We start from the raw sequence: 12,544 nt of genomic DNA on the forward strand, positions 1-12,544 counted from the left end.
GCCCCGAGGGGCAGTTTTACGTCCGGTCACCGGGTTTACCTAGAATTGGCCGGTGACTGCCAGCGATACGCCTGATCCCACGACCGTGAACGCGGCCGATGCCCTGCCCAAAACGTGGGATCCGAGCGCGGTAGAAGCTGACATGTACCAGGGCTGGGTCGACGCCGGGTACTTCACCGCCGACCCGACCAGCGACAAGCCGCCGTACTCCATCGTGCTGCCGCCGCCGAATGTCACCGGCAGCCTGCACATGGGCCACGCGCTCGACCACACCCTGATGGACGCGCTCACCCGGCGGAAGCGCATGCAGGGTTACGAGGTGCTGTGGCTGCCCGGCATGGACCACGCTGGTATCGCCACGCAGACCCTGGTCGAGAAGCAGCTTGCCGCCGACGGCAAGACCAAAGAGGACTTCGGCCGCGAGGGCTTCGTCGAGAAGGTCTGGGAGTGGAAGCGCGAGTCCGGCGGCACCATCGGCGGCCAGATGCGCCGCCTGGGCGACGGCGTCGACTGGAGCCGGGACCGCTTCACCATGGACGAGGGCCTGTCGCGCGCCGTCCGCACCATTTTCAAACGGCTGTTCGACGCCGGCCTGATCTACCGCGCCGAGCGGCTGGTGAACTGGTCGCCGGTGCTGGAGACCGCGATCTCCGACCTCGAGGTGAAGTACGACGACGTCGAGGGCGAGTTGGTCTCGTTCCGCTACGGCTCGATGAACGACGCCGAGCCCCACCTGGTCGTGGCCACCACGCGACTCGAGACGATGCTCGGTGACACCGCCATCGCGGTGCATCCCGACGACGAGCGCTACCGCGCGCTGGTCGGCAAGACCCTGCCGCACCCGTTCCTGGACCGCGACATCATCATCGTGGCCGACGAGCACGTCGACCCCGAATTCGGTACGGGCGCAGTCAAAGTCACGCCGGCCCACGATCCGAACGACTTCGAGATCGGACTGCGGCACAACCTGGCGATGCCGACCATCATGGACACCAAGGGCGCCATCGCCGGTACCGGAACCGAATTCGACGGCATGGATCGGTTCGAGGCCCGCGTCAAGGTGCGCGAGAAGCTGGCCGCCGAGGGGCGGATCGTTGCCGAGAAGCGGCCGTACCTGCACAGCGTCGGGCACTCGGAGCGCAGCGGCGAGGCCATCGAGCCGCGGCTGTCGATGCAGTGGTGGGTCAAGGTCGAATCGCTGGCCAAGGCCGCCGGTGACGCAGTCCGGAACGGCGACACCGTGATTCACCCGACCAGCCTGGAGCCCCGCTGGTTCGCCTGGGTCGACGACATGCACGACTGGTGCATCTCCCGGCAGCTCTGGTGGGGACACCGCATCCCGATCTGGCACGGCCCGGACGGCGAGACCGTGTGCGTCGGCCCCGACGAGGAGCCGCCGGCCGGCTGGGAGCAGGACCCCGACGTGCTCGACACGTGGTTCTCCTCGGCGCTCTGGCCGTTCTCGACCATGGGCTGGCCCGACAAGACGCCGGAGCTCGAGAAGTTCTATCCGACAACGGTTCTGGTCACGGGCTACGACATCCTGTTCTTCTGGGTGGCCCGCATGATGATGTTCGGCACCTTCGTCGCCGACGATCCGGTGCTGGGCGGCGCGAAGGTGCCGTTCGAGAACGTCTTCCTGCACGGGCTGATCCGCGATCAGTTCGGGCAGAAGATGAGCAAGTCCAAGGGCAATGGCATCGACCCGCTGGACTGGGTCGAGACGTTCGGCGCCGATGCGCTGCGCTTCACCCTGGCCCGCGGTGCCAGCCCCGGTGGCGACCTGTCGATCGGTGAGGACCACGCCCGCGCGTCCCGCAACTTCGCGACCAAGCTGTTCAACGCAACGCGTTTCGCGATGATGAATGGTGCGGCGCCGGCTCCGCTGCCGGAAGCCGCTGAGCTCACCGACGCCGACCGCTGGATTCTGGGCCGTCTCGAAGAGGTCCGGGCCGAGGTGGACAACACGCTCGAGCGCTACGAATTCAGCCGGGCCTGCGAGGCGCTGTACCACTTCGCGTGGGACGAGTTCTGTGACTGGTACCTCGAGCTCGCGAAAGCCCAACTGTTCGAAGGTGGTTCGCGCGCCGAGCACACCAAGGCGGTCCTGGCCGCGGTGCTCGACGTGCTGCTCAAGCTGCTGCACCCGGTGATGCCGTTCGTCACCGAGGCGCTGTGGAAGTCGCTGACCGGTGGCGAGTCGCTGGTCATCGCGGAATGGCCGCAGGCCTCCGGTGTCGCGCTCGATCAGGATTCCGCGCAGCGGATCACCGACATGCAGAAGCTCATCACCGAGGTCCGCCGGTTCCGTAGTGACCAGGGCCTCAACGACCGGCAGAAGGTGCCCGCCCGCCTGGTGGGCATCAGCGAGGCCGACCTGGATGCCCAGGTGGCCGCGGTGACCTCCCTGGCCTGGCTGACCGAGCCGGCCGACGGCTTCAATCCCTCGGCGGCGGTGGAGGTCCGGCTGTCCAAGGGCACCGTCGTCGTCGAGGTGGACACCTCGGGCACCGTCGACGTCGCCGCCGAGCGGCGCCGGCTGGAGAAGGACCTGGCCGCCGCGCAGAAGGAACTCGCCCAGACCGCAGGCAAATTGGGTAACGAGGCGTTCCTCGCGAAGGCGCCGGAGGATGTGGTCGCCAAGATCCGGGCCCGCCAGCAGCTCGCCCAGGAAGAGGTCGACCGGATCAACACCCGGCTGGCCGGCCTGCCGTCCGCATGAGCACCCCCACACCCGACGAGATCGCCGAACTGCTGCAGGTCGAGTATCTGCTCGACCAGCGGTGGCCGGAGACCAAGATCGAGCCGAGCACCGTCCGGATCGAGGCGCTGCTGGAGATGCTCGGTTCGCCGCAGCGCGGCTATCCGAGCATCCACGTGGCCGGCACCAACGGCAAGACCTCGGTCACCCGGATGATCGACGCGCTGCTGACGGCGTTCTCGCGGCGCACCGGCCGGACGACGAGCCCGCACCTGCAGGCCGCCACCGAACGCATCGCGATCGACGGAAAGCCCATCAGCCCAGCGCAATACGTCGCCACCTACACCGAGATCGAGCCGTTCGTCGAGATTGTCGACCGGCAGTCGGAAGCGGGTGAGCTGGGTGAGCCCGGCCCCAAGATGAGCAAGTTCGAGGTGCTCACCGCCATGGCGTTCGCCGCGTTCGCCGACGCACCCGTGGACGTCGCAGTCATCGAAACCGGCCTCGGCGGACGGTGGGATGCCACCAACGTCGTCGACGCCCCGGTCGCCGTCATCACGCCGATCGGCCTGGACCACACCGATTATCTCGGCGACACCATCGCCGCGATCGCGGGGGAGAAGGCCGGCATCATCGCCCGCCAGCAGCCCGACCTGGTGCCCGCCGGCACCGATCCCAGCACTGTCGCGGTGATCGCCCGCCAGGTTCCCGAGGCCATGGAAGTGCTGATGGCGCAGGCGGTTACGGCCGACGCCGCCGTCGCCCGTGAGGAGTCCGAGTTCGCCGTCCGCGCCCGGCAGGTCGCCGTCGGGGGGCAGCTGCTGGAACTGCAGGGCCTCGGCGGTGTCTACACCGACATCTTCCTGCCACTGCACGGCGAGCATCAGGCGCACAATGCCGTCCTGGCGCTGGCTGCCGTCGAGGCGTTCTTCGGCGCCGGTGCCGACCGTCAGCTCGATGTCGACACCGTCCGTCAGGGCTTCGCGTCGGTGACCACCCCCGGCCGCCTGGAGCGGATGCGCAGCGCCCCAACGGTGTTCATCGACGCCGCGCACAATCCGGCCGGCGCCGCGGCGCTCGCCGACGCATTGCAGACCGAGTTCGAGTTCCGGTTCCTGGTCGGCGTCATCTCGGTCATGGCCGACAAGGACGTCACCGGCATCCTGGCCGCGCTCGAGCCGGCGTTCGACCTGGTGGTGGTGACCCACAACGGGTCGCCGCGCGCCATGGACACCGAGACGCTGGCGTCCCTGGCCGAGGAGACCTTCGGCCCCGAACGCGTCGTCACCGCACCGAACCTGCCCGACGCCATCGAGGCGGCGACGGCGCTGGTGGAGCAGTCGGGCAACGACTACGGCTCGTCCGACGGGTTCTCCGGCGCGGGCATGGTGATCACCGGTTCGGTCGTGACGGCCGGTGCGGCCCGCACCCTGTTCGGAAAGGACCCGGCATGACCGCCCCGAACCAGCCCGACCCCTGGAAGAGCTTCCGCGGCGTGATGGCCGGCACCCTGATCCTGGAAGTCATCGTGGTGCTGCTGGCGCTGCCGGTGGTGTCGGTGTTCCACGGCGGCCTGACGCCGCTCAGCAGCGGCTACCTCATCGGCATGGCGGTCGTGCTGGGCCTGTTGTCGGGGATGCAGGGCCGGTCGTGGGCGCTGTGGGTCAACATCGGGATGCAGTTCGTGCTGATCCTCGGCGCGTTCATCGACGTCACCATCGGCATCGTCGGCATCATCTTCCTGCTCGTCTGGGTCCTGATCGCGTACCTGCGGTCCGAGGTCAAGCGCCGCCAGGACCGCGGCCTGCTGCCCGGCCAGCAATGAGCTGCGCCCGAATCGCTCGATTCGGTTACTGACTAGTACGCTGTCCGCCGTGACTGAGCAGACCCTTGTTTTGATCAAGCCCGACGGCGTCAAGCGCAACCTGATCGGCGAAATCATCAGCCGGATCGAGCGCAAGGGCCTGACCTTCGCTGCACTGGAGCTGAAGACCGTCAGCGTGGAGCTGGCGACCAAGCACTACGCCGAGCACGAGGGCAAGCCTTTCTTCGGTGACCTGCTGGAATTCATCACCTCCGGCCCGGTGGTGGCCGCCATCGTCGAGGGCCCGCGGGCCGTCGCCGCCTTCCGGCAGATCGCCGGCGGCACCGACCCGGTGGAGAAGGCCGCGACCGGCACCATCCGTGGTGACCTGGCCCTGGTCACCCAGGACAACCTGGTGCACGGCTCGGATTCCCCGGAGTCCGCGGCCCGTGAAATCGCCTTGTGGTTCCCCGGTAACTGACACTGTGGTCCGCCGGTAGCTGAGCTACCGGCGGCACCTCGTCGGAGATTGGCCGACGATGTGGGATACTGGCCTACGGGTGACCTGCTTCATACCAGGAGCGGACGCCCGGATGAAGACTTAGACGACGCGACCACCCGGAGTAATCCGGGTGCGGCGCCGACCGTCCAGCCATCATTCAGCCAGGCACCGAGGGCTCCCCGTGGGCCGCTAGGTGCGAGACCACAACAATCTCGGGAGAAGTTCCCCGAGCCAATACAAGAAGCCCTCGCGTGGCCGCGTCGCACGACGCGCCCGGGGGCTTGAGGAGAATACGTGGCCGACGATGCCCAACTTGAAGCCCGATCCGAAGACGCCGGCAGCGCAGCGGAGCCGATAGAGCTCCCCGAGCGCCTGCGGATTTTCTCGCTCGCCCGGATCCTCGGGACGACCAGCAAGAAGATCACCGAGACCCTCGCCGGGGTCGACGGTAGGCCCCGCAACCCGGCGTCCACGGTGACGCGCGCCGAGGCCGAGCGGGTCCGTGACCTGCTGGGACTCGGTGGCGAGGCGACGCAGGACCCCGCACCGGCCGCGACCGTCGAGCCGGCGGCCGAGGTGCTGGTCGAGGTCGTCAGCGAGAGCACCGAAGTGACCGCCGAGGTCGCCGTCGAAGCCGTCGACGTCGCCGAAGCCGCCGTCGAGATCGCCCGCGAGGCGGCCGATGCCGGCGCCGCGGAGCCTGACGAAGACGAGCCCGAGTCCCGCCTGCTGCTCGAGACGGTCCCGGCGCCCGCCGCCGAGCCCGCCGACTACCTGCCGCTGTTCGTGGCGCCGCAGCCCGTGACATTCCGGCCGCCCGCCGAGCCCGACGACTTCGCCGACGACGACACCGCCGACGATGCGGCCGACGCCGCCGACGAGGGCGGCGAGGACGGCACCGACGAAGACGGCGAGCGGCCCGCCAACCGGCGCCGCCGTCGTGGCCGCCGGGGTCGTGGCCGCGGCCGGGGTGAACAGAGCAGCGACGACGCCACCGACGGTGACGCCGAAGGCGAGACGCAGGATGCGTCGGCCGAAGGTGACGAGGACACCGACGGCGAGGCCGACGAAGACGCCGGTGACGACGACGCGAACGCGTCCGACGGTGCCAGCCGCCGTCGCCGCCGTCGTCGCCGCCGCAAGTCGGGCGGTGCCGGCGGTGACGATGCCGACGGTGAGGCCGGTTCGCCCGACGACCCGCCCAACACCGTCGTCCACGAGCGCGCCCCGCGCACCAAGTCGGACAACAACGAAATCCAGGGCATCACCGGGTCCACCCGGCTCGAGGCCAAGCGTCAGCGCCGTCGTGACGGCCGGGACGCGGGCCGGCGCCGGCCGCCGATCCTGAGCGAGGCCGAGTTCCTGGCCCGCCGCGAAGCCGTCGAGCGCGTGATGGTGGTGCGCGACAAGATCCGCACCGAACCGCCGCACGAAGGTGCCCGGTACACCCAGATCGCCGTGCTGGAAGACGGCGTGGTGGTCGAGCACTTCGTGACGTCCGCCGCGTCGGCCAGCCTGGTCGGCAACATCTACCTCGGCATCGTGCAGAACGTGCTGCCCTCGATGGAGGCGGCATTCGTCGACATCGGCCGGGGCCGCAACGGTGTGCTCTACGCCGGTGAGGTCAACTGGGAGGCTGCCGGCCTCGGCGGCAACAACCGCAAGATCGAGCAGGCGCTCAAGCCCGGCGACTACGTCGTCGTCCAGGTCAGCAAGGACCCGGTCGGGCACAAGGGCGCGCGCCTCACCACGCAGATTTCGCTGGCCGGTCGCTACCTGGTGTACGTGCCGGGGGCGTCGTCGACCGGCATCAGCCGCAAGCTGCCGGACACCGAGCGCCAGCGCCTGAAGGAAATCCTCAAGGAGGTCGTGCCCGCCGACGCCGGTGTGATCATCCGCACGGCGTCCGAGGGCGTGAAGGAAGAGGACATCCGCGCGGACGTCAACCGGTTGCAGGAACGCTGGACCGAGATCGAGACGACGGCTGCGGAGACCAAGGCCAAGGCCGCCGGCGCCGCGGTGGCGCTGTACGAGGAGCCCGACGTCCTGGTCAAGGTCATCCGCGACCTGTTCAACGAGGACTTCTCCAAGCTCGTGGTGTCGGGTGACGAGGCCTGGAACACCATCAACGGTTACGTGAACGCGGTTGCGCCCGAACTGCTCTCGCGCATCTCGCAGTACGAGCCCGCCGGCGGGCCCACAGGTCCGGACGTGTTCTCCGTGTACCGCATCGACGAGCAGCTGGCCAAGGCGATGGACCGCAAGGTCTGGCTGCCCTCGGGTGGCACCCTGGTGATCGACCGCACCGAGGCCATGACCGTCGTCGACGTCAACACCGGCAAGTTCACCGGCTCGGGCGGCAACCTGGAGCAGACGGTCACCCGCAACAACCTCGAAGCGGCCGAGGAGATCGTCCGTCAGCTGCGGCTGCGGGACATCGGCGGCATCATCGTCATCGACTTCATCGACATGGTGCTCGAATCCAACCGCGACCTGGTGCTGCGCCGCCTGACCGAGGCGCTGGCCCGGGACCGGACCCGCCACCAGGTGTCCGAGGTCACCTCCCTCGGACTGGTGCAGCTGACCCGCAAGCGGCTCGGCACCGGCCTGATCGAGGCGTTCTCCACGACGTGTCCGCACTGCGCGGGCCGCGGCATCATGCTGCACGGCGATCCGGTGGACACCGCGTCGGCGAACGGCCGCAAGGCCGAGGCCGCCGGCGGTGCCGGTGGTGGCGGCCGGCGCAGCAAGCGCGCCAAGAAGGCCGCGCCGCGCGCCGAGGAGACGCCGGTGGCCAAGGTGCCGTCGCATCCGCAGGGCGAGCACCCGATGTTCAAGGCCATGGCGGCCGCGAACGGCAAGCACGAGGACGAGCTCGACGACGAAGACGCTACCGAGGACACCGAGGGCCTGGCCGACGAAGCCGCCGACAGCGACGCCGTCGAGTCCGCCGAGGTGCTGACCGAGCTGGACACCGATGAGGACGTCGAAGACGACGAGGATGCCGACGAGTCGGAAGACGATGAGCTCGAAGTCGAGCTCGACGAGGACTTCGAGGACGGCGACGACGACAGCGATGAGCTGGACCTCGACGACGACACCGACGAAGACGACGACTCGGACGAGGACGACTCGGACGAGGACGACTCGGATGAGGACGACGACGAAGACGAAGAGGACGACGAGGACGACGAGGCTGATCAGCCCGCTGAACCGGTCGTCGCCCAGGTTCCCGTCGTCCGGCAGCGGCGCCGCGCTGCGGCCCGTCCCGCCGGTCCGCCGGTCGGAGGTGTCGATGGCTGATGCCGTGAGGGTCCACGCGGTTTGACCCTCGATTAACTGGTCACGTACCCTTGACCAGTTGTCGCCTGGCCGACACCGGCGACATGGAGAGCTGCGGACGCCCGCGCCGCTCCAACCTAAGACCCGCGCTCGCAGCCTTCGGGTGGCGCGCGCCCCGCAGTAGACGAAACGAAGAACAGAGGAACACCAACGATGGCAGCCGATAACGCCACGTACGCAATCGTCAAGACTGGTGGCAAGCAGTACAAGGTTGCCGTCGGTGACGTGGTCAAGATCGAGAAGCTCGACGCTGAGCAGGGCGCCTCGGTGTCGCTGCCCGTCGCTCTCGTGGTCGAGGGTGCGAAGGTCACCACCAGTGCCGACGCGCTGGCCAAGGTCGCTGTCACCGGTGAGGTGCTCGAGCACACCAAGGGCCCGAAGATCCGTATCCACAAGTTCAAGAACAAGACCGGCTACCACAAGCGCCAGGGCCACCGTCAGCAGCTGACGGTCGTCAAGGTCACCGGCATCAAGTAAGTAAGGGAGCGAACAGACATGGCACATAAAAAGGGCGCGTCCAGCTCTCGTAACGGTCGCGATTCAGCCGCCCAGCGACTGGGCGTCAAGCGTTTCGGCGGCCAGGTCGTCAAGGCCGGCGAGATCCTCGTCCGTCAGCGCGGCACTCACTTCCACCCGGGCGTGAACGTCGGTCGCGGTGGCGACGACACCCTGTTCGCCACGGCCGCCGGCTCGGTGCTCTTCGGCTCCAAGCGCGGTCGCAAGACGGTCAACATCGTCCCGGTCGAGGCCTAACCTTTTACACGAGGTGTGAAGCTGCCACGAGGTTTCGCCTCGTGGCAGCTTTTCTTTTTCTTCCCTGGTGACAGGGAAGCGTTCGTGTGAGGGAGAGGACGTCAGATGGCACCCCGGTTCGTTGACCGTGTGGTGATCCACGCGCGCGCCGGCAACGGCGGCAATGGCTGTGCATCGGTACATCGGGAGAAGTTCAAGCCGCTCGGCGGCCCTGACGGCGGCAACGGCGGCAAGGGCGGCAGCATCGTGCTGGTCGTCGACCCGCAGGTGCACACCCTGCTGGACTTCCACTTCCGTCCGCACGTCGACGCCCCCTCCGGTAAGCCCGGCGCCGGGAGCAACCGGGACGGTGCCGCGGGCGCCGATCTCGAGGTCCACGTGCCCGACGGCACCGTCGTGCTCGATGACCAGGGCCGCATGCTGGCCGACCTGGTGGGTGCCGGCACCCGCTTCGAGGCCGCCGCCGGTGGTCGCGGAGGCCTCGGCAACGCCGCACTGGCGTCGCGGGCCCGCAAGGCGCCCGGTTTCGCGCTGCTGGGGGAGAAGGGCGAGATCCGCGATCTCACCCTCGAACTGAAGACGGTCGCCGATGTCGGCCTGGTCGGTTTCCCGTCGGCCGGTAAGTCGTCTCTGGTGTCGGCCATTTCGGCCGCCAAGCCGAAGATCGCGGACTATCCGTTCACCACACTGGTGCCCAACCTCGGTGTGGTCTCGGCGGGCGACAACACGTTCACCGTCGCGGACGTCCCGGGTCTGATCCCCGGCGCCTCCGAGGGCCGCGGCCTGGGCCTGGACTTCCTGCGGCACATCGAGCGCTGCGCCGTGCTGGTGCACGTGGTGGACTGCGCGACCCTGGAGCCGGGCCGCGACCCGATCTCCGACATCGAGGCGCTCGAGGCCGAGCTGGCCGCGTATACCCCGACGCTGCAAGGGGATTCGACCCTCGGCGACCTGGCCGAGCGGCCCCGCGCGGTGCTGCTCAACAAGATCGACGTGCCCGACGCCCGCGAACTCGCCGACTTCGTCAAGGAAGAGGTGGCGGCCAAGTACGGCTGGCCCGTCTACGAAATCTCGACCGTCAGCCGAGATGGCCTGCGCCCGTTGACGTTTGCGTTGTGGGACATGGTCGCGGCGTACCGTGCCGCGCAACCCGTGGTGGCACCGCGCCGGCCGATCATCCGGCCCGTCGCCGTCAACGAGACCGGCTTCACCGTCGAATCGGACGGCTCCGGCGGCTTCATCGTGCGCGGCACCCGGCCCGAACGCTGGATCGCCCAGACGGCCTTCGACAACGACGAGGCAGTCGGCTATCTCGGTGACCGCCTGGCCCGCCTGGGCGTCGAGGACGAACTGCTCAAGAAGGGTGCCCGCGCGGGCTGCGCGGTGACCATCGGCGACGTCACCTTCGACTGGGAGCCGCAGACACCCGCAGGTGTCGACATGCAGATGTCCGGACGCGGCACCGACATTCGGCTGGAGCAGACCGACCGTGTCGGGGCCGCGGAACGTAAGGCGGCCCGCAAGGAACGCCGTCGGTCAGCGGAGGATGCCGAGGAAGAGTTGTGACGCACAGCTCCGACACGGTCTCGCCGCATCGCGAGGCCGTGCGCACCGCGCGCAGCGTCGTCGTCAAGATCGGAACCACGGCGCTCACCGCGCCCAACGGCATGTTCGACGCCGGCCGGCTGGCCACGCTGGCCGATGCCATCGAGAAGCGGATGAAGGCCGGTTCGGACGTCGTGATCGTGTCGTCCGGCGCCATCGCCGCGGGCATCGAGCCGCTCGGCCTGAGCAGGCGCCCGACGGACCTCGCCACCAAGCAGGCGGCGGCCAGCGTCGGGCAGGTGGCTTTGGTCAACTCGTGGAGTGCGGCGTTCGGGCGGTACGACCGGACCGTCGGGCAGGTACTGCTGACCGCCCATGACATCGCTCAGCGTGCGCAGCACAACAACGCGCAGCGGACGCTGGACCGGCTGCGGGCATTGCACGCGGTGGCGATCGTGAACGAGAACGACACCGTGGCCACCAACGAGATTCGGTTCGGCGACAACGACCGGCTGTCGGCTCTGGTGGCCCAGCTGGTCGGGGCCGACGCCCTGATCCTGTTGAGCGACATCGACGGGCTGTACGACTCCGACCCACGCAAGGGCAACGCGCGCTTCATCCCGGAGGTCGCCGCGTCGGGTGACCTCGACGGCGTGTCCGCGACCGGGGGCAGCCACCTGGGCACGGGCGGTATGGCATCGAAGCTGTCGTCCGCGCTGCTGGCCGCCGACGCCGGCGTTCCGGTGCTGCTGGCCGCGGCCGGCGACGCGGCCGCCGCGCTGACCGACGCGTCGGTGGGTACGGTCTTTGCGGCGCGTCCCGAGCGCATGTCGGCGCGGCGGTTCTGGGTGCGCTACGCCGCCGAGACGACGGGGACCCTGACGCTGGACGCCGGTGCGGTGCGGGCCGTCGTCGGGCAAAGAAAATCGTTGCTGCCCGCCGGGATCACCGCGGTCGCCGGGCGCTTCCACGGCGGCGACGTCGTCGAGCTGCACGGTCCCGACGGCACCGCGGTGGCGCGGGGCGTCGTGGCCTACGAAGATTCCGAGCTCGCGGGCATCATCGGCCGGTCCACGCCCGAACTGCCCGTCGAGCTGCGCCGACCCGCGGTGCATGCCGATGATCTGGTAGCAATTTGACGTCGACTTCGTGTGTATTTGGCTAGAATCGACGCCTCGTTCGGTGTTTTCCCTGCTGGAGAAGGCCTACCCATTAAATTAGGGTTATGCTGCCTTCGACACCTGACGCAGCAAACAGAATTGAGGGGGCGATGGCGAGACAGTCCGTGCTGGCGGTCGGCGCGCATCCCGATGACATCGAACTGGGCTGCGGGGGTGCGCTGGCAAAGCATGTCGCGGCCGGCGACCGGGTCACGATGTTGGTGGTGACCCGCGGCGAGGAGGGGCCCGGCGACTCGCAGGAGCGGGTGCGTGAACAGCTCCGCGCGGTGGAGGTGCTCGGCGTCCACGAACTGCTGTGGGGTCAGGGCTTCGGCGACTGCCGCGTTTCGCTGCAGGAGTTCGAGCTCGTCCACCTGATCGAAGACGCCATCGAAAAGTCTTCTGCCACAATCGTTTACACCCACACGGCCAACGACAGTCACCAGGACCACCGGGTGGTCTCGCGGTGTACCCTCGGTGCGGCGCGCTGGGTGTCGTCGATCATGACGTACGGCGGGCCGTCGGCCATCGGTTTCAATCCGACGGCGTTCGTCGACATCTCTGACTCGCTGGACAAGAAGATCGAAGCCCTGATGTCGCACGTGTCGCAGGCCGAGGCCAGCGAGAAGGTCAGTGCCTCGTGGGTGCGCAGTTCCGCTGAGCACTACGGCTTCCTGTGCCGCCGGGCATTCGCCGAGGGCTTCGAACCGGCCCGACTGGTCGTCGATTTCTGACCC

The 12,544-nt window shown here is 68.7% G+C and carries 10 protein-coding genes; all 10 read left to right on the forward strand.

The features are described from left to right. The first annotated feature begins 52 nt into the window (after positions 1-52). Positions 53-2,722 (forward strand): valine--tRNA ligase, encoded by a 2,670-nt coding sequence (locus tag ACJH7A_RS00255; RefSeq protein WP_212812312.1) that lies wholly within the window; start codon positions 53-55, stop codon positions 2,720-2,722. Continuing rightward, positions 2,719-4,155 (forward strand): folylpolyglutamate synthase/dihydrofolate synthase family protein, encoded by a 1,437-nt coding sequence (locus tag ACJH7A_RS00260; RefSeq protein WP_212812311.1) that lies wholly within the window; start codon positions 2,719-2,721, stop codon positions 4,153-4,155. Before ACJH7A_RS00255 ends, ACJH7A_RS00260 begins: the two co-directional genes overlap by 4 nt. Next, positions 4,152-4,526, forward strand: coding sequence for a DUF4233 domain-containing protein (locus tag ACJH7A_RS00265; RefSeq protein WP_212812310.1), 375 nt, complete (start codon positions 4,152-4,154; stop codon positions 4,524-4,526). Before ACJH7A_RS00260 ends, ACJH7A_RS00265 begins: the two co-directional genes overlap by 4 nt. A 49-nt stretch (positions 4,527-4,575) precedes the next feature. Beyond that, positions 4,576-4,986 (forward strand): nucleoside-diphosphate kinase, encoded by a 411-nt coding sequence (gene ndk / locus ACJH7A_RS00270; protein WP_061002858.1) that lies wholly within the window; start codon positions 4,576-4,578, stop codon positions 4,984-4,986. A gap of 315 nt (positions 4,987-5,301) precedes the next feature. Then, positions 5,302-8,310 (forward strand): Rne/Rng family ribonuclease, encoded by a 3,009-nt coding sequence (locus tag ACJH7A_RS00275; RefSeq protein ID WP_406801263.1) that lies wholly within the window; start codon positions 5,302-5,304, stop codon positions 8,308-8,310. Positions 8,311-8,502: 192 nt separating this feature from the next. Continuing rightward, positions 8,503-8,826 (forward strand): 50S ribosomal protein L21, encoded by a 324-nt coding sequence (gene rplU / locus ACJH7A_RS00280; RefSeq protein ID WP_020102181.1) that lies wholly within the window; start codon positions 8,503-8,505, stop codon positions 8,824-8,826. An 18-nt stretch (positions 8,827-8,844) separates the two neighbouring features. Beyond that, positions 8,845-9,102: a 50S ribosomal protein L27 gene (rpmA, locus tag ACJH7A_RS00285; RefSeq protein ID WP_020102180.1), complete on the forward strand. Its 258-nt coding sequence runs from the start codon at positions 8,845-8,847 to the stop codon at positions 9,100-9,102. A gap of 105 nt (positions 9,103-9,207) precedes the next feature. Next, positions 9,208-10,668 (forward strand): GTPase ObgE, encoded by a 1,461-nt coding sequence (gene obgE / locus ACJH7A_RS00290; protein ID WP_133427232.1) that lies wholly within the window; start codon positions 9,208-9,210, stop codon positions 10,666-10,668. Continuing rightward, positions 10,665-11,786 carry a glutamate 5-kinase gene (gene proB, locus ACJH7A_RS00295; protein WP_406801264.1) on the forward strand — a complete coding sequence of 374 codons (1,122 nt, stop codon included), beginning with the start codon at positions 10,665-10,667 and terminating at the stop codon, positions 11,784-11,786. The genes obgE and proB overlap by 4 nt, the downstream gene beginning before the upstream one ends. Positions 11,787-11,917: 131 nt before the next feature. Beyond that, on the forward strand, positions 11,918-12,541 hold the full coding sequence (locus ACJH7A_RS00300) for a PIG-L deacetylase family protein (protein WP_020102177.1): 624 nt from the start codon (positions 11,918-11,920) through the stop codon (positions 12,539-12,541). The last annotated feature ends 3 nt before the right edge of the window (positions 12,542-12,544 follow it).

Origin of the sequence: Mycobacterium sp. SMC-17, from assembly GCF_045310915.1 — a bacterium.
Lineage (GTDB): Bacteria > Actinomycetota > Actinomycetes > Mycobacteriales > Mycobacteriaceae > Mycobacterium.

Excerpts from the sequence above, each read along its gene's own strand:
- ACJH7A_RS00260 (WP_212812311.1), top strand. The coding sequence starts at position 2,719 with ATGAGCACCCCCACACCCGACGAGATCGCCGAACTGCTGCAGGTCGAG.
- ACJH7A_RS00265 (WP_212812310.1), top strand. The coding sequence starts at position 4,152 with ATGACCGCCCCGAACCAGCCCGACCCCTGGAAGAGCTTCCGCGGCGTG.
- rplU (WP_020102181.1), top strand. The coding sequence starts at position 8,503 with ATGGCAGCCGATAACGCCACGTACGCAATCGTCAAGACTGGTGGCAAG.
- rpmA (WP_020102180.1), top strand. The coding sequence starts at position 8,845 with ATGGCACATAAAAAGGGCGCGTCCAGCTCTCGTAACGGTCGCGATTCA.
- obgE (WP_133427232.1), top strand. The coding sequence starts at position 9,208 with ATGGCACCCCGGTTCGTTGACCGTGTGGTGATCCACGCGCGCGCCGGC.
- ACJH7A_RS00300 (WP_020102177.1), top strand. The coding sequence starts at position 11,918 with ATGGCGAGACAGTCCGTGCTGGCGGTCGGCGCGCATCCCGATGACATC.